This window comes from Desulfogranum marinum, assembly GCF_016918565.1.
Taxonomy (GTDB): Bacteria; Desulfobacterota; Desulfobulbia; order Desulfobulbales; family Desulfobulbaceae; genus Desulfogranum; species Desulfogranum marinum.
In genome coordinates this window covers 1-16946 of sequence record NZ_JAFFQD010000039.1, presented here as the reverse complement: position 1 = coordinate 16946, position 16946 = coordinate 1, and the positions used below count along the sequence as shown (strand labels likewise).

Sequence of the window (16946 nt, the reverse complement as noted above, 5' to 3'; positions counted from 1 at the left end):
TTTTTTCTCAGGAGCAATAGGCCCTGCCCTAAAAAATTACACAGCCTGCCCTGGTTAAAATTTTGGTGATTTTTTCCAATAACCTTGAGCGGTGACTCCACACATGCCAAAACAAGGGTACCGGATAGGCTTTTTCCGGTACCAGCTCTACCAATTCTTGACTGAGCAAATACTGACACCCCTGCAAATCAGGCACGCTACCATAAGCCTGTCCCTTGCGTATCAATTCAACAAACTGCTCAGAGGAAGGAATATAGTGAACAGGGAAATGAGAAGGTACCTCGGTCAAGATCTCTTCCAACAATCGTTGATGGAGTCCATCTTTACGATTAAAAACAACTGCCGGCGCCTCTGCTGCGGCCTCGGTGGTCAGCCCCTCCGGGAACCAGGTCGTACAAAAATCCCTGGTTGCCAGCAACCGGTAATGCATGGTTCCCAGGTGATGCATGGTGCATCCTTGGACAGGTCGTGCATGAGAGCTTACACACCCCATGACCTCGCCTGCTTTCAGATAGCTCAGAGTTTGCTCCTGGTCATCTACCAGCAAATCAAGAGTTACCTGTTCTGTCAAAAGTAAGGGGACAACAGCCTCCACAAACCATGTGGCCAGACTGTCTGCATTCAGTCCAATGGTCAGAGGCACAAAAGTGCTCTGACTGTCCTGATCAAGCATTTCTACCATTCCCTTTTCCAGGCTCATAACCTGCTGGTAGTGCTTCAAAATAAGACGACCTGCATCTGTAGGGACAGGCGGATTGGACCGTACCAGCAAAACCCTTCCGGTTTGCTCTTCCAGCAACTTTACCCGTTGAGAGACCGCTGACTGGCTTATATACAGCTTTTGCGCAGCCTTCTCGAAACCTTGCTCCAATACAACCGTGGCCATGGCTTTAATCAATTTATAATCAAACATGCCTTACTATTAACGCTGCTAATGGATAATAAAAACTATTAATTTTACAAAAACAAAATTGTTGAATATCTTCGGCCCAGCTCAAAAACGAACAAAAAATTGCGCGTAACAATCATAAAACACCGGAAAAAGAATGATCATGCCATTTTTTAACGGACTGGCAACAGGAGCAGCGTTGATTATTGCCATCGGCGCACAAAATGCTTTTGTCCTCAGCAATGGAATTAAAAAAAATAACATACTCACCATTGTCCTTATCTGCTGCCTCTGTGACGCACTCCTCATCATTGCCGGAGTTTCAGGTGTGGGCGCCGTCATATCAACCAACCCTCTACTCACAGAGATCACCCTATGGGGAGGAGCACTTTTTCTGTTCTGGTACGCCGCCCGCTCCCTACGTTCAGCCTGTGCCTGTAATACACAAAAATTGGAACATACCGAACCTACCTGCCGTTCCTTCACTGCGGCTATTGGAGCGACTTTAGCTGTTACCCTCCTTAACCCTCATGTCTACCTGGATACGATGATATTGGTCGGCAGTATCGGCAGCCGCTTTGGCGGCAGTGAACGCCTCCTGTTTACTGCCGGCGCCATATCGGCATCTTTTATATGGTTTTTCACACTTGGTTTTGGTGGAAGCAAACTTGCGCCCTTTTTTCAAAACACCTTGTCGTGGAAAATTCTCGATGTACTGGTCGGCCTCATTATGTTTACGCTGGGCACCGCTCTCATCTTCCAGGGAAAAGGGATGTAAATCTTTTGTTTTCTGTATTTTTTTATTGTGATTTCAAACAATAATGACGATAATAACACAAAGCACCTACAAACATAATGACGTTTTTTTTGACCACCTGTCCCGTTGGTATCATCATTAACTCACTCCACATAATGAGGTGTGCCATGCAAACAAACAGTACGATTATTGTCCCGATCGATTTCCTCTCCCATACTGACAAGGTTGTGGCATATGCCCTCAACATGGCAAAAAAACTCAATGCCACACTCCATTTTCTTCATGTCGTGGAGGAAGTAAATATCTACGGCGACTACATGGGGCCGACGATCAAACACTTTGTTCCCCAAATGATGGAACTTTCGCAGGAAAAAATGGATAACCTGGTCACAAAAAATAACACCAGCGAAACACCCTGTCTGGGCAAAGTGCTTAATGGAGATGTGGTTGAAGGCATTTGTGCCTATGCTGAAAAGAACAACGCAGATATGATCATCATCGGCACCCATGGCAGAAAAGGCCTGGAAAAAATGTGGCTTGGCAGTGTCGCTGAAAGGGTGGTCAAAAATGCTCCGTGCCCGACACTCACCTATAATCCCTTTAAATAAACGGGCACTAGCGTAGTAAACTCATAGCTCTGGTTTTCTGAATCTCTACTCTGATTGTTACTGATCCGGCTTCCAACACCAAAGGGCTCTCTCAGCTATTGAGAGAGCCCTTTATTGTTTATAGAAATAAAGCTTTATTTTTTACAGATGAGAAACCCTGGTTAAAGACATCGCAAGCCACCAATGGACCAACGGCAATGACCGCAGGGAACAATACTGCCATGACAGTCATTGGCGGTGAGCAGATTGTTGTTGTTGACGATATCTGCACATGGACTCTGGGGACAACTCCAGCACCTGGAATATTCGGCCCTGCGTGCTTCTTCCCGAAACCGCTTATATTCATCCCCCTCCCAAATAGCAGTCAATGAACGGTCGTGAAGATTGCCGAAATCCCACTGCTGGACATCAATCACTTCATTGCCCCCCATGCAGGAATAGGAGTGCCAAAGGAAATGACAGGGCATAACTTCGCCCCTGGTGCCGATAAATGCTGCCTGATCCTCAATAAAAAGGCATGAACGATTGTGCTCGGCCTGCAATGGCGGTAATTCCAGAGCAATTCCCCGGGCCAGTGCTACCTGTTGGGCCGTAGCAAAAAGAGCCGAAGTGTGGTCCATTTGCTCTGCGTCATATTCAAGCAGGTCCGCCCAATGAAGATAGATATCCTTTGCCTGGGCTTGTTTGCGCATTTGGGCAAGCAGTTCAAGTGCCTGCTTATCCGGTGCAGCTCTGTTGAACTTCACATGTGCGTGCAATCCACGCACAAGATCGATTCCTTGTTGCCGAGCAAGTTCCTGGTATTTGACAAAAAGAGTAAGCACTTCCTGAGTAATAGGACTAAACAGACTCTTGTTGGTCATCTCCTTATCATAAGCAAACAGGTGACTCACCAAAATATAATTCACGCCCTGATCAGCGCCCCATTGTATCAAATCAGGTAATGCTTCAACATTATCCTGACTCACTACAATTTCGAGCCCGGTCTGTACTTCTTTTTGACGTATAAATGGCCGCAGATTACCAAGCGCCCTGGCCACTGAAAGCGAACTGGGCGAGCTCACACTGTTACCTTCCCCCTCTCCCTGCAACCCGTCCAATGAAAAACATACTGAAGAGAGTCCTGCTTCCACCAGTTTTTCAGCCATGGTTGTGGACATGAGGACACCATTGCTTTGAAAACCAATCACCCCGTCACGTTTCATCACTGCCCTGGCTTTTGCCACCATTTCGACCAAATTCGGATGAAGCAGAGGTTCACCAATCCCATTTAAAATCAGCGTATCCACCTCACCCAATTCGGGAAGCAGCTTTTCAAACAATGGAAGCGGTAAATCTTCATTGGATATACGATTTCCAGGCATCTGCTTTATACATTTATCACAGGCCAAGTTACAGCGGGTGGTTGATTCAATATACAGTTTTTTGGGTACAGACATGGATTCATCTATAAGTAAAAAAAAATAAATGTGTACAATGAGGAGAGAGTGTTGTGAAAGACTGTACTTTCGAATACGCCCCATGTTGAGAACAAATCATAGAAAACAGGGCCTCCCTTGCAGAAGGGCCGATATAGATACAATAAATTTATTTAAAGCCGCCCTTCCTCTACCCCATGACAGGCTACTTGCGTGCCACCTTCTACAGTCAGCAATTGTGGAATTTCCAGACGGCAGCGATCATTGGCATGTCGGCAGCGAGTATGGAACACACAACCTGGAGGCAGGTTGATTGGGGAAGGAACATCACCGGTTAATTTTTCATGGGAAGCTGCCTTTCCCAACTTCGGTATTGCCGATAACAAAGCCTGGGTATATGGGTGCCGGGGCCGCTGAAAAAGCTCTTCGGCCTGAGCAAGTTCACACATGGAACCAAGATACATCACAGCTACCCTCTTTGAAATATGCTCTACCACTGATAAATCGTGACTGATAAAAAGGTAGGTCAGGTTGTTCTGTTCCTGGAGGTCCATCATTAAATTGAGGATTTGGGCCTGAATAGAAACATCAAGCGCTGCTATGGGCTCATCGGCAACTATAAATTCCGGTTCCACTGTCAGTGCTCGGGCAATAGAGATACGCTGTCGCTGCCCGCCTGAAAGCTCATGCGGATATCGGGTATGCCAATCAGGATCTATGCCTACCTGCTCCATCACCAGGGCAACCTTTTCAGCTACAGCCCCCTTGTCCAGCTTGGGTTGATGAAAACGAATAGGTTCACGTAAAATTTCCCCCAGTGTCATACGGGGATTTAATGAGGCATACGGATCCTGAAAAACCATCTGCATGCGTGCACGAAACGGCTGGCGCTGCGCCTCACTGAGGTTATCGATCCGGGTGTTTTTATAATACACCTCACCCTCTTCAGCAGGATAGAGCCCCATAACGGTTCTTGCCAGGGTCGACTTTCCGCATCCCGACTCACCCACCACGCTGACAGTCTCTCCTTGGGCCACATCAATGCTAACGCCGTTTACAGCTCGAACAACAGTTCTTTCTTTGGAAATCTTGCCGCCGGAAAAACGGAACTGGTCCAACCAGCCACCGGTGATATCAAAGCGTTTGACAAGATTACGGATGCTTACCAAAACCAAAGGATCCATTATCAGCACCCCTCCTTTCTTTGCCGGCCTTTTTTCTCAATTTCGATACACATGGAGCAATACAATTCCACGGCCTGAAGCCTGTATAACAACATAAAAGATACCATTATTTCACCATATGACAGGCAACTTGGCTACCTGATGTTTTCTCTTCAAGCACAGGTTGAGTTAGACAAATATCTGCAGCCAAAGAGCATCGATTTCGAAAAGAGCAGCCTTCCGGTATTTTAGCCAGCCCCGGCATAACTCCTGGAATCTGATTTAATCGACCGTCACGGGAAGCTCTTTGAGGCAACGCACCCAGCAGACCTTTTGTGTACGGATGCTGCGGGTTGGTAATGAGTTGTTCGGTAGCACCCTGCTCCACGATAGATCCGGCATACATAACGGCGATGCGCTGGGTGACTTGAGAAACTACCGCCAGATCATGGGTAATAAGAATGAGACCCATGTGTTCTGTTTCACACAATTCCAGCAACAGGTCCATAATCTCAGCCTGAATGGTCACATCCAGGGCAGTGGTCGGCTCATCCGCAATAATCAAAGAAGGGTTTGTCAAAAGCGAGATGGCAATAATAATACGCTGCCGCATTCCCCCTGAAAACTCATGTGGATATTGATCAAGGCGTTTTTCCGGTGACGGAATATACACCTTGCGTAACTTTTCCAGGCAGATCGCATCCACATCGGCTGCACTCATACTTGCATGGGCATTGATGGTTTCCCGCATCTGTTCGCCAATGGTGAGTACCGGATTGAGGGTCATCATCGGATCCTGAAAAATCATGCTGATCCGGTTGCCGCGAATTTGCCGCATCTGCTCATAGGTATAGGAAGAAATTTCTTCCCCCTGTAGCATGACGGTACCGGAAGCGATGCGACCCGGCTTGGAAATCAGGTTGATTATTGAAAAACCGAGCACCGATTTTCCGGCACCTGATTCGCCAACAATCCCTAACCTCTCGCTTTTATTCACCGAAAGGCTGACATTATTGACAGCCCTCAGGGTTGTAGAGCGAAGAGTAAAATCAACGTTAAGATTGTTGATGGTAAGCAGTTTATCCACAACTTATCCTTTATAAAGCTTAGGGTTGAGGTAATCTCTGATCCAATCACCCAACAGATTGATCACCAGTACCAGTACCACTAGCAGTATGCCCGGAAAAATAGTAATCCACCAGGTGCCGGAAAAAATGTATTCAAACCCGGACGTGATGAGCGAGCCAAGTGATGGTTTATTTTGAGGCATCCCCAGCCCAAGAAAAGAAAGTGCGGCCTCACTCATGATTGCATTGGCCACCTGCACCGTCGAAATAACCAGGACTGGCGATAGCGTGTTCGGCAAAATATGGCGCCACATAATCCGTAACCTGGACAGACCGATAACCCTGGCAGCTTCGACATACTCCTTTCGCCGCTCAGCAAGAACGGACGCACGAACGGTTCTCGCATACTGGGGCCACTCAGCCAGCCCGATAATAAATATCAACAGCGGAGCGGCAATCTTTTCGTAGTTTGCGACCCCGAACATCATCTGAAAAGTCGCCCCGATAAAGATGGCTATCATATAGGTGGAAAAAGAAAGCTGTACATCTGCAATACGCATCAGAATCGCATCCAACCTTCTTATGTAGCCCGATAAAAGACCAACCACTATGCCTATTGCTGCCTGGAGGAAGACGGCGCCAAGGCCGATAATGATGGAAATGCGCATGCCGTACAGCATGGTGGAGAGCATATCCCTGCCCATATCATCGGTCCCCAGTAAAAACCGAGCAGACCCTTCACTGGACCAGACAGGCGGCAGCTCTGAATCCATGATATCAATGGTCGTTGGATCGTAAGGATTGTGAGGCGCGATAAGAGGAGCAGCAAAGGCACTGACAAAAAGAGCGAGCAGGATAAAAAAAGAAATATAGGCTACGGGGTCCCGGAAAAAATAATAGATGAAATCAGATCGCTGAATTCTTCGCAAAAAGGCCATATCTTATTTCCTCCCTGCAATTCTAACGGTCGGATTTACAATCCCGTAGATTAAATCAACCATTGTATTAACCACCACAAAAATAAAACCAACCACCACGATATAGGAAACCATCAGCGCAGTATCAGCCCGGGAAACGGACTCTATGAACATTGCCCCCATTCCCTGCCATTGGAACACGGTTTCTGTGAGAATAGTAAAGGCAACCATAATCCCCAACTGCACGCCACCAACGGTTATAACCGGTAGCAGGGTATTCTTAAAGGCATGGACATACCATACACGCCGTGGCTTAAGTCCTTTGGCCCAGGCAAATTTCACATATTCCGTTTCCAGCACTTCCATCATCTCTGAGCGAATAAGACGAATAAACAGCGGCAGCATTATTGAGGAAAGTGCGATCGACGGCATAATAAGATGAAGCAATCCGTCACGGGTCAACAGCCCGGAATCCCAGAAGCCAAAGAGACGCACGGTTTCACCACGACCAAAACTGGGCAGCCAGCCCAGCTCAACGGAAAAAATATAGATCAGCAGGATGGCGGTGAGAAAAACCGGCACCGATACGCCAACGATGGAAAACCCCATTATCAAACGGCTGAAAAACCGCTTGGGGTGTATTGCCGAATAAATCCCCATGGGAATGGAAAGGCCGATAACAATCAGCGAGGCGCAAAAAACCAGCTCCAGTGTGGCAGGTGCCTTAGCCAAGATGACTTCAGTGACTGGTTTTTTGAAAAAAAAGGATCGACCAAGATCTCCATGGACCGCACTTTGTAAAAATCGTCCATATTGAACAAGAAAAGGGTCATTAAGCCCCAACTTCTCACGGATTTCAGCGCGCTCCTGGGGCGTGACCCTTTCCCCGACCAACTCACGTACAGGGTCGCCGAAATTATGTTTTATCGAAAAGCCGATAAAGCTGATAATCAACATTACCAGTATGGCCTGGGCAACTCTTCTAACGGTAAATGCAAACATGGCAGAATGCTCAATACAAGAAAAGGGAACACCGGCCAGGCCGGGTTCCCTTTAAAAAAAGATATTCATCAACCTGCAGACATTACAGGCTATTTAATTGTCAGGTCTCCAAAATATGGAAAGTTCATCACATTGACAATGTCCTCTGTGTTCATATTATCCTTGGATGCCCAGGATAAGTTCTGCCAATGCAGAGGAATAAAAGCGGCATCATCAAACAATATTTTTTCGATCTTCTGCAGCATAGCCGAACGTTTGGCAGTATCGGTCTCGCTGTTGGAGGCAAGTGTCAGGTCGTCAACTTCCTGGTTACAGTAGTTGCCGGAGTTATACTGACCACGTCCGGTTTCCTTGTTGGGGCACATGTAGAGATATTCAAAGAAATTGGCGGAATCTTCCGTATCTGAATGCCAACCGATCATCTGGATGTCTGCCACCTGGGCGTCGAACTGATCCCAGTACTGAGCCTTTGGCATGGTTTTCAAATTAACCTTGATGCCGATTTTACTCATCATGTTCACGAATGCCTGGGCAATTTTCTCGTCATTCACATAACGGTTGTTGGGCGCAATCATGGTACACTCAAATCCCTTTTCATAGCCGGCTTCCTTCATCAGCTTTTTGGCCATGTCCAGGTCATAACGAGGCTGCAGATCAGGGTTGTATCCCTGGTACCCTTGAGGAGAATTCTGCGCAGCGGGGGTGGCAAACCCTTTCATGATCTTGTCTGCCACGCCGACATTGTTGTAGGCATACGCCATTGCCTGACGAACTTTGGCATTGGCGAATTCCTCACGGCGTTTCTGGTTAAGCTGGAACGTAATGATACGGGAACCGGACATGGTGACCAGTTGAAGGCCATCTGTTTTTTCCACCCTTTCAAGATCTGTCGGTGGAACAGGCATGATGAAATCAACATCACCTGAAAGCAGGGCTGCAACACGGGTTGGATTTTCAGAAATGGGGGTGAGGATAATCTCGCTGACGTTGCCTGTATTCTTATCCCAATAGCCGGCAAAGCGGGTGAAAACGGTTTTCACCCCCTGCTCCCTTTCCGCCACAGTAAACGGACCGGTACCTGACTCGTTAAAGTTGGCAAAGGAATAATCGGTTTTAATGATGAGATCTTTGGTTTTCCCATTTTTCTCGTCAGCGCCTGTGTAGAACTTTTTGTCCATGGGAAAGATATACGTTCCCATGGCCATTACCAAACCATAGGGTTCTTTGGTAATCAGGTCTACCGTGTGTGGATCTACGACCTTCGCTTCGGCGAAGTTTTCAAATAATCCTTTGTAATCGTCTGATTTTTTCAAACGGGCCAGAGTGAAAACAACATCTTCAGCGGTAAAATCGTTGCCGGAATGAAACTTGACGCCTTTGCGAAGATAAAATCGGGTGGTTGTTGGATTAACCAGTTCCCATTTTTCAGCCAGTCGCGGCTCAAATTTACCATCTTTGGTCCAACGTACCAATGGATCAAAAACCATGTGTGAGTATTGAAGCATGCCGCCGGAAAGCTGGACATGCGGATCAAGGGACACCGGGTCGGCATCCATGGCTAGTTTCAGCGTTGCAGCCTGGGTAGTTGATCCCAAAGCCAACATCGTCACTGCCAGTACGAAGAACATGCGAACAATCAGTCTCTTCACTCCTCTTCCCTCCGGATGATTTTTTTTCTTGCAGGGAAGGTGCCATCGGTTGTCTCCATTGGCCATAATCCCTGTACCTAGATGCAATACAGCCTGCACTTTTCCCATTCTTTTATAGTCAAGCTATAGAACAGGGTCAAGCAAGAACCTGCAGGGGACAAAAATACCTGCTCAAACAGCACAAAAAGCACAAACAACAGAAGCAAAGCTCCCTATTTTATTAACTGCAGGAGGCCGAACCAGAGCAGAGGCAGAAAAATCCCTGGAATAAGGTTACCAACTCGAATAGTCGTTATTTTCAACAAATTTAAACCAATGGCCAAGATAAGCAGGCCGCCGACAGAGGTCATCTGGCTGATGGTTTCCGGGACCAGCAAATTTTTCATCAACACTGCGGTCAAGGTGATCAGGCCCTGGTAGAGAAAAACCGCACCACTGGAAAACATCACTCCAAGCCCCATTGCAGAAGCAAAAATAATAGATGTAACCCCATCAAGGATGGATTTGGCAAACAGAGTCTGATGATTGCCGGTCAGACCGCTTTCCAGGGAGCCGACAATTGCCATCGAACCAACACAAAAAACCAGGCTTGCCGTCACAAACCCCCTTGCAAAAGAGCTTGTATCACTGGACCGTGCAGCTACTTTACTTTCGAGGTATTTCCCCAATAACTCGAGCCGGTTCTCAATTTTAAGAAATTCACCCAGCAAGGCGCCCAGAATAACCGAAAGAATCACAATAATCAGGTTGTCGCATACCAACGCACTTTTCATCCCAATCAATATGACCGACAGACCGACACCGCCCATGATAATTTCTTTATAATTATCAGGAATGCCTTTACTAAACAGGAGCCCGAGCAAAGACCCTGCAATGATTGCCGCAGCATTTACAATTGTTCCAAGCATATTTTTCCCAGGAAATTAATTATGATGGACTCGTAAAGAGTCCATCACACACTAAAGATGGCCAAGTACAAAAGTTTGATATACAAGGCGCAGTGTTTTGCTCGAGGCCTTGACTATACATATGGTATGTCAAAGCCTCGGGCAAAACCTGTAACACCGTAGATCGGACTTTTTACGACGCCATCAATTATAACAAAATGATACACAAAGGTTCGGCTACTTGGGCCTTATACTACAAAATTAGTTTTTGGGAAGACGTATATGTATCGACCATCCTGGAAAGCTCGGCGCAACCTGCCTCAAGAGCTTTGTTGCCTGTGTCGGCTGCAGGATACTCATCGCTCTTTACGACAATTCAAGGTATACTCAGCAGATATTTTCATCATACCAACCGATATTCAAATTTAACTTTTTTCACTTTTATTGACCATGACCACAACACCTTCAACCGCACCATCCGGCAACCAATGGTTAAAAATCACATGCAATACTCCGTCCCTGATAAGCGAAGCTGCTGCAGACCTGATCGGTGTTCTCAGCAATGCGGGGGTTGAGCAAAGCCCGGATTCGGAAAACGGCTGCCGTATCAGCGGTTTTTTCCAACTGGATTCCAGCAGTCCCACTGATGCGCAGATTAAAAAGCTTACAGCGCTGGTGAGTACACGGCTGGAAGAACTGTTCGCGCTCTACGACCACCACATGGAGGCCATCGAGACAACCCTTATCGACGATCAGGATTGGGCAACCAGCTGGAAGCAATTTTTTAATCCCTTTGCAATTGTTCCAGGACTGGTCATCAAACCAACCTGGGAAGAGTATGTCCCTGAAAAGGGAGAACATATCATAGAGATGGATCCGGGAATGGCATTTGGAACCGGCCAGCATGCCTCAACCAAGATGGCTCTTTCCCTGCTGACAAAAACTTTTCAGGAGATGAGTGACAAAGCGGCGACTATCCTTGATATCGGGACAGGGACAGGTATTCTGGCCATGGCAGGCGCCCTTTATGGTGGTCAACAGATAAGCGCCATTGACAACGATCCGGATGCCGTAGCTGCAGCTGCAGACAATGTGGCCAATAATGGACTTACTGACCAGATTGACGTCAGCATAACTCCGCTGGACGATATCCAGGGACAATATGCGATTATTTGCGCCAACATTGTCCATGACGTACTGGTGGACATGGCCGATGCCATCAGGCAACGTTCTCTCCCAGGTGGCTCGCTCATCCTGGCAGGCATCCTCCAGGGGCAGCAGGAGCACAACATCATCAACATCTATCAAGAGCTGGGCTATACTCTTGCCGCCACCGAATATCAAGACGAATGGGTTGCCTTGTTTTTTCAACTGCCCTGATGATCAGATAATTTGCGAATACCTCAAGATACCCTGAGAAGCACGATCATTTACCCAGCAAAAGCGACCAGTCCAATGCGGGGAACATATTGTGGAGCATGTGGTCGTCATCTTCCACTCGAATCTCAATGTCGGCAAAACTTTTTTCGGCAAGGGGAACGACACGATCGGGTGGGGTTACGGTGTCATGCCTACCGATAACAAGCAGCGTCGGAACCTGAATCGGTTTTTCAGAAGGTACATAGCCGTCATAATTCAGTGCCGGTGCAAGCAGGATAAGGCGCCTGCAGGCTAAAGGGTGGCGGGATGCATAAACAGTGGCCATAAGTCCGCCGAAACTCGACCCAACAAAGAGCAGGTCTTTGCCGTCACCACAGAGCTGGTCCAGTTGTGTCAGCCTTTCCTCTAAAGTACCCTTAAAATCGGGAACAATCATGTTTGGAAAATGCTCATCAAACCATCTTCCTTTGGTTCCCTGACTTGAGGATTCAAGACCGTGTAGGAAATAGCATGTCTTATCCATTATATCGTCCTCTTAGTTCTCTTTTCGATTGCAATCCGGTTATTCTTTCCCTTGCCGAGAACTACCGTATTCTCCTTGTCCGTTGTCAAACAGTCTTGGGTCTTAACCCGGATTTCCCATGAGAAATTCGAGTTAATAAGGATTGCAGTAGCAAATTTACAAGATAGTTGGACAAAAAACGTAAAATAGAGTATATACCTCGTTCCTGATGGGTCGGCAATGATCCATCTTTTTTTATAATGCCGGGCCCCCTATCCAAACAAGGCCACGGTTTCCCCTTTTATCATTTTCTCAAGTAACGGTTGTAACGTGAGCGGTAAATTCCTCAACGAAATAGAAAAGCGCAGAACCTTCGGCATTATCAGCCATCCCGATGCTGGTAAAACAACATTGACTGAAAAATTACTGCTCTTTGGCGGGGCCATCCAGATGGCCGGTGCTGTTAAATCACGAAAGACGTCCAACCACGCCCTCAGCGACTGGATGGCGATTGAAAAAGACCGCGGGATTTCCGTGACCACTTCCGTCATGAAATTCAATTACCACGATTATGAAATCAACCTGTTAGACACTCCAGGTCACCAGGACTTCTCGGAAGACACCTATCGGGTACTCACAGCGGTGGATAGTGCCTTAATGGTTATTGACAGTGCCAAAGGGGTTGAAACCCAGACAACCAAATTGATGGAAGTCTGCAGAATGCGGAACACCCCAATCATTACTTTTATCAACAAACTTGATCGCGAAGGTCTGGACCCGCTGGACATCCTCGCAGATATCGAGGAAAAGTTGCAGATTGAATGTGCTCCCCTTTCCTGGCCCATTGGCATGGGTAAAGGTTTCAAGGGAGTCTACAACCTCTATCGAAAAGAACTCAACCTGTTTACTCCCAGTCAGGATACTCGACCGGAAGACCATACCGTAGTCTCTGACATCAATGACAGCAAGCTTGACCAACTGCTTGGCGTGGATGCGGACAAGCTTCGGGAGGACATCGAACTGCTTGAGGGAGCTGCCAATCCATTTGAATATGAAGAATATCTTAAAGCCGGCCAGACTCCTGTTTTTTTCGGCAGCGCCATTAACAACTTCGGGGTCCGTGAGCTGCTTGATGCTTTTGTAGAACTGTCTCCACCACCTGGGCCAAGACCAACCCAGACCCGAGAGGTTTCCCCTGAAGAAACGGCTTTTTCAGGTTTCACCTTTAAAATCCAGGCCAACATGGACCCTGCCCACCGTGACCGTATTGCTTTTTTCCGGATCTGCTCCGGCAAATTCACCCGTGGTATGCGAGTGAAGCATCATCGCCTTGGCAAAGATATCAGTTTAAGCAATGCAACGGTCTTCATGGCCCAAAACAGGGAAAACGTCGAGGAAGCCTATCCCGGTGACATTATCGGTATCCACAACCACGGCACCATCAAAATAGGCGATACCTTTACCGACAAGGAAGAACTGAAATTTACCGGCATCCCCAACTTTGCGCCGGAACATTTCCGCAAGGTTATCCTCAGGAACCCGCTGAAAATAAAGCAACTGCAAAAAGGATTGGTGCAGATGGCCGAAGAGGGAGCTGTACAGCTCTTCCGCCCTATTATAGGCAACGACTATGTGCTTGGGGCAGTAGGCGTGTTACAATTTGAAGTGACCATGACCCGCCTGAAGGCGGAATACGGGGTTGATGCCGAATACGTGCCCATGAATTTTTCACTTGCCCGCTGGGTGACGAGCGAAAACAAGGTGCAGTTAAGGGAATTTGAAAAGAAAAATCAGGCAAACCTGGCTTTTGATGCTGAAGGCCATCTTTCCTATCTGGCCGATGGCATGTGGCGCTTGTCGCACACCATGGAACTATTCCCTGATATTGTTTTTCACAAGACCCGAGAATCTGTCTAACTTTGGAGTAACTTATGAACCAAGTTTATAACGACATTACAACAAAGGAACTGCATGACCGAGACCTTGAAGACAAGAAACTACTGATTATTGATCTACGTGACCGTCCAAAATATGTACAAAGACATATCAAGGGGGCGGTCTCTTTTCCGATGAAACCCAGCCTGTGGGACAAATTGCTCAAAAAAAGAGCTTTACGCACCCTGCTGGGCTCAGATCTCTGTCGGCCTGTCGCTTTTTACTGAGACGGTCCTTCGTGAATACGAAGCATCTTCGCGGCCCGGGTGGCCGCACAACTTGGCTATACAAATATTTTTCGCTATCCACAAGGGGTTGACGAGTGGCATGAACAGGGATTGCCGACCGAAACCGGCTGAGCCCGAATGTCTCATGAATTTTTTGATTTCTGATTACGTACAAAACTCAGCCAATTATCTACCGAAACAGACAGGGGACTGATTTTATTTCTCTTTTAAACCCGGGAGACAGATTAATTTTCATAAAAAACCATGAAAAAAAATCAGTCCCCTACCTCAGTACTGAGAAATTTAGGTAAGCGAAGACTCCGATCTGTCTCCCGAGTCCAAAAAAAATGTCTGAGTTTCATGGGTAATCAGATTTTGATTTTAAACTCAATCAATTGATGGACTCGTAAAAAGTTCCCCCTTCGGACTAAGCAATTTCCCTTTTTTATCGAGTGAATACAAATAGTAAAAAAATGCTGCTCATCTATCCGCCTGTTGCTAAACCGGGTGAACCCCCAACAGGCATTGCCCAGCTGGCAGGCACCCTGAAAGCACATGGAAAACAATGTGTTGTCCTTGACGCCAATATCGAAGGCTTCCATTACCTTATAGAGCGCACCCGTACCCCCGAAGATACCTGGTCAAAAAGAGCCGAACGTCATCTCAACAAAAATAGAGATGCCTTGCAGGATCTTTCCCTGTTCTCTAACCAGGATCGTTACCAAAGGGTAGTTCGAGACCTGAACCGGGTTGTGGAGCAAAGTGCGCTGCAACCGGGACTCACACTCAGCCTAGTCAATTACCAGGACCAAAAAAATTCACCACTGCGCAGCAGTGATCTCCGGGCGGCAGCGGCAGCCTATGAACAAAACATCTACTTCCCCTACTTCAAACAACGCCTTGAGCAGCTCTTTGCACAACAGCCTTTTACCCATGTTGGTTTTTCACTCACCTACCTGAGCCAGGCAAATACCACTTTTGCCATGATAGGCTTTGTACGAGCCACCTTCCCAGATGTAACGATCATCGTAGGCGGCGGCCTGGTCACCTCCTGGCTGAGTCAACCTGGGTGGAAAAATCCCTTTGCAGATCTGGTCGATCACTGGATAACAGGCAGGGGGGAAATGCCTCTGCTCAAATTACTCAACACTGAGCACACAACGGCATCACCACCTGATTATACAGACCTCCCGCTTGCCGACTATCTTTCCCCAGGGACGATCATACCCTATGCCGCCTCATCTGGATGCTACTGGAACAAATGCTCATTTTGCCCTGAAGTTGCAGAAGGCAACCAGTACCATCACATGCCCCCCAACCAGATAGCCGCCGACCTGCACTACCTTCAGCAGCAGCACAGCCCGGTCCTGTTCCATTTTCTCGATAATGCTCTTTCGCCGGCCCTGTTAAAAATACTCATTGCCCAACCAACCGGTATTCCATGGTACGGTTTTGCACGGGTGGCCCCATATCTTGCAGATCCGGAGTACTGTAAACAATTACGCCAATCCGGCTGCGTCATGCTCAAATTAGGGTTGGAATCGGGTAATCAACAGGTCCTCAATACCATGCGCAAAGGGATCACCCTTGAAATGGTTTCCCAGACACTGCGTTGCTTGGAACAGGCAGGGATAGCAACATATGTTTACCTGTTATTTGGTACGCCAAGTGAATCTCTCCAGGAAGCTCGGGAAACATTGAAATTCACTGCTCAGCACCACAGCGCCATTACCTTTCTCAACCTGGCCATCTTCAATATGCCGATCTTTGGCCTGGATGCTCAAGCCGTAAAGGTTGACGACTTTTACGAAGGTGACCTGTCCCTGTATTGTAATTTTCGTCATCCAAGAGGGTGGAACAGAAAAGACATTCGTTCCTTTCTCGACAAAGAATTCAAACGCCACCCGGATATCGCCCCAATTGTGCATAGGGATCCGCCTTTTTTTTCCTCCAATCATGCACCCTTTTTCCATCCGTCATTTCACCAGCCTACCTCTTGTTCATCAACAGGCAAGCTGTCGGCGCAGTGATGTGTTGATCACCCGGAAAGTCTGCTCAATGTTTCAACACCCGCCAGGTGTATTCAGCATGGCCTCAATTTCATTGTGAGGCAGCGGTTTACTGAAAAAGAATCCCTGGAGCTCGTCGCACTCCATTGTTCGTAAGGCGGCGCACTGTTTCTCGGTTTCCACCCCTTCTGCCACCACATTAAGGTTAAAACTTTTCGCAATCGCCACAATAGAAGGAAGCAAGGAGGAATTACTGCCTTCCTTGTCGATATTTTGCACAAAAGATTTATCGATTTTCAGGGTTGTCAGGGGAAATATCTGCAAATGGCTTAAAGCGGAATATCCGGTCCCAAAATCGTCAATAGCAATTTCCATCATTACCCGCTCCGTCAGCTCCAGTTCAAGATAGCCCGACTTTCGCAATTCGCGACCATGTGGACGTGTAACTTGCTGTTTTTCCATAATCGACAATTTTAGGTCGGCACTACACGGCTTTTTTACAGGCCGCTTTGTCTGCTGCAATCCGTGGCGGAGGT

General features: G+C 47.4%; 16 protein-coding genes. 6 read left to right on the top strand and 10 right to left on the bottom strand.

Annotation, left to right across the window (positions count from 1 at the left end):
* Nucleotides 1-28 precede the first annotated feature (28 nt).
* The gene (locus JWH17_RS18260; protein ID WP_205224101.1) at nt 29-913 is read right to left on the bottom strand and encodes a LysR family transcriptional regulator ArgP; all 885 of its coding nucleotides are present in this window, start codon (nt 911-913) and stop codon (nt 29-31) included.
* 133 nt (nt 914-1046) lie between these two features.
* Between JWH17_RS18260 and JWH17_RS18255 the strand changes: the two genes are divergently transcribed.
* Both JWH17_RS18255 and JWH17_RS18250 read left to right on the top strand, forming a co-directional pair.
* Nucleotides 1047-1667 (top strand): LysE/ArgO family amino acid transporter, encoded by a 621-nt coding sequence (locus JWH17_RS18255; RefSeq protein WP_205224100.1) that lies wholly within the window; start codon nt 1047-1049, stop codon nt 1665-1667.
* A gap of 146 nt (nt 1668-1813) precedes the next feature.
* On the top strand, nt 1814-2254 hold the full coding sequence (locus JWH17_RS18250; protein ID WP_205224099.1) for a universal stress protein: 441 nt from the start codon (nt 1814-1816) through the stop codon (nt 2252-2254).
* Nucleotides 2255-2415: 161 nt separating this feature from the next.
* Here JWH17_RS18250 and JWH17_RS18245 read toward each other — a convergent pair whose 3' ends face one another.
* The 7 genes from JWH17_RS18245 to JWH17_RS18215 form a co-directional block, all read right to left on the bottom strand.
* Entirely contained in the window at nt 2416-3693 is a 1278-nt protein-coding gene (locus tag JWH17_RS18245; protein WP_205224098.1) for a radical SAM/SPASM family putative metalloenzyme maturase, read from the bottom strand.
* Nucleotides 3694-3845: 152 nt separating this feature from the next.
* The gene (locus JWH17_RS18240; protein ID WP_205224097.1) at nt 3846-4856 is read right to left on the bottom strand and encodes an ABC transporter ATP-binding protein; all 1011 of its coding nucleotides are present in this window, start codon (nt 4854-4856) and stop codon (nt 3846-3848) included.
* 106 nt (nt 4857-4962) lie between these two features.
* Nucleotides 4963-5922 carry an ABC transporter ATP-binding protein gene (locus JWH17_RS18235; protein ID WP_205224096.1) on the bottom strand — a complete coding sequence of 320 codons (960 nt, stop codon included), beginning with the start codon at nt 5920-5922 and terminating at the stop codon, nt 4963-4965.
* A 3-nt stretch (nt 5923-5925) separates the two neighbouring features.
* Nucleotides 5926-6840, bottom strand: coding sequence for an ABC transporter permease (locus tag JWH17_RS18230; protein ID WP_205224095.1), 915 nt, complete (start codon nt 6838-6840; stop codon nt 5926-5928).
* A 3-nt stretch (nt 6841-6843) separates the two neighbouring features.
* A complete protein-coding gene (locus tag JWH17_RS18225; RefSeq protein WP_205224094.1) occupies nt 6844-7821 on the bottom strand; it encodes an ABC transporter permease in 978 nt (325 codons plus the stop codon).
* Between the two features lie 89 nt (nt 7822-7910).
* Nucleotides 7911-9449, bottom strand: a complete 1539-nt coding sequence (locus tag JWH17_RS18220; RefSeq protein WP_205224129.1) for an ABC transporter substrate-binding protein — start codon at nt 9447-9449, stop codon at nt 7911-7913.
* 233 nt (nt 9450-9682) lie between these two features.
* Nucleotides 9683-10378 carry a DUF554 domain-containing protein gene (locus tag JWH17_RS18215; RefSeq protein ID WP_205224093.1) on the bottom strand — a complete coding sequence of 232 codons (696 nt, stop codon included), beginning with the start codon at nt 10376-10378 and terminating at the stop codon, nt 9683-9685.
* Nucleotides 10379-10807: 429 nt separating this feature from the next.
* Here JWH17_RS18215 and JWH17_RS18210 point away from each other — a divergent pair, with 429 nt between their 5' ends.
* On the top strand, nt 10808-11737 hold the full coding sequence (locus JWH17_RS18210; protein WP_205224092.1) for a 50S ribosomal protein L11 methyltransferase: 930 nt from the start codon (nt 10808-10810) through the stop codon (nt 11735-11737).
* 46 nt (nt 11738-11783) lie between these two features.
* On the opposite strand, the gene JWH17_RS18205 is transcribed toward JWH17_RS18210, so the two are convergent.
* On the bottom strand, nt 11784-12260 hold the full coding sequence (locus JWH17_RS18205) for an alpha/beta fold hydrolase (protein ID WP_205224091.1): 477 nt from the start codon (nt 12258-12260) through the stop codon (nt 11784-11786).
* Between the two features lie 309 nt (nt 12261-12569).
* Here JWH17_RS18205 and JWH17_RS18200 point away from each other — a divergent pair, with 309 nt between their 5' ends.
* The 3 genes from JWH17_RS18200 to JWH17_RS18190 all read left to right on the top strand — a co-directional run bounded on the left by JWH17_RS18200 (nt 12570) and on the right by JWH17_RS18190 (nt 16431).
* Entirely contained in the window at nt 12570-14156 is a 1587-nt protein-coding gene (locus tag JWH17_RS18200; protein ID WP_205224090.1) for a peptide chain release factor 3, read from the top strand.
* A 14-nt stretch (nt 14157-14170) separates the two neighbouring features.
* The gene (locus JWH17_RS18195; protein ID WP_205224089.1) at nt 14171-14401 is read left to right on the top strand and encodes a rhodanese-like domain-containing protein; all 231 of its coding nucleotides are present in this window, start codon (nt 14171-14173) and stop codon (nt 14399-14401) included.
* A gap of 473 nt (nt 14402-14874) precedes the next feature.
* Nucleotides 14875-16431, top strand: a complete 1557-nt coding sequence (locus JWH17_RS18190) for a B12-binding domain-containing radical SAM protein (RefSeq protein WP_205224088.1) — start codon at nt 14875-14877, stop codon at nt 16429-16431.
* Between the two features lie 33 nt (nt 16432-16464).
* Here the strand turns inward: JWH17_RS18190 and JWH17_RS18185 are convergent.
* The coding region (locus JWH17_RS18185) for an EAL domain-containing protein (RefSeq protein ID WP_205224087.1) at nt 16465-16946 on the bottom strand (482 nt) is incomplete at its 5' end.

Bases quoted from the DNA above. Each gene is read 5' to 3' on its own strand.
- JWH17_RS18260 (WP_205224101.1), bottom strand. From the start codon at position 913: ATGTTTGATTATAAATTGATTAAAGCCATGGCCACGGTTGTATTGGAG.
- JWH17_RS18255 (WP_205224100.1), top strand. From the start codon at position 1,047: ATGATCATGCCATTTTTTAACGGACTGGCAACAGGAGCAGCGTTGATT.
- JWH17_RS18250 (WP_205224099.1), top strand. From the start codon at position 1,814: ATGCAAACAAACAGTACGATTATTGTCCCGATCGATTTCCTCTCCCAT.
- JWH17_RS18245 (WP_205224098.1), bottom strand. From the start codon at position 3,693: ATGTCTGTACCCAAAAAACTGTATATTGAATCAACCACCCGCTGTAAC.
- JWH17_RS18240 (WP_205224097.1), bottom strand. From the start codon at position 4,856: ATGGATCCTTTGGTTTTGGTAAGCATCCGTAATCTTGTCAAACGCTTT.
- JWH17_RS18230 (WP_205224095.1), bottom strand. From the start codon at position 6,840: ATGGCCTTTTTGCGAAGAATTCAGCGATCTGATTTCATCTATTATTTT.
- JWH17_RS18225 (WP_205224094.1), bottom strand. From the start codon at position 7,821: ATGTTTGCATTTACCGTTAGAAGAGTTGCCCAGGCCATACTGGTAATG.
- JWH17_RS18220 (WP_205224129.1), bottom strand. From the start codon at position 9,449: ATGTTCTTCGTACTGGCAGTGACGATGTTGGCTTTGGGATCAACTACC.
- JWH17_RS18215 (WP_205224093.1), bottom strand. From the start codon at position 10,378: ATGCTTGGAACAATTGTAAATGCTGCGGCAATCATTGCAGGGTCTTTG.
- JWH17_RS18210 (WP_205224092.1), top strand. From the start codon at position 10,808: ATGACCACAACACCTTCAACCGCACCATCCGGCAACCAATGGTTAAAA.
- JWH17_RS18205 (WP_205224091.1), bottom strand. From the start codon at position 12,260: ATGGATAAGACATGCTATTTCCTACACGGTCTTGAATCCTCAAGTCAG.
- JWH17_RS18195 (WP_205224089.1), top strand. From the start codon at position 14,171: ATGAACCAAGTTTATAACGACATTACAACAAAGGAACTGCATGACCGA.
- JWH17_RS18190 (WP_205224088.1), top strand. From the start codon at position 14,875: ATGCTGCTCATCTATCCGCCTGTTGCTAAACCGGGTGAACCCCCAACA.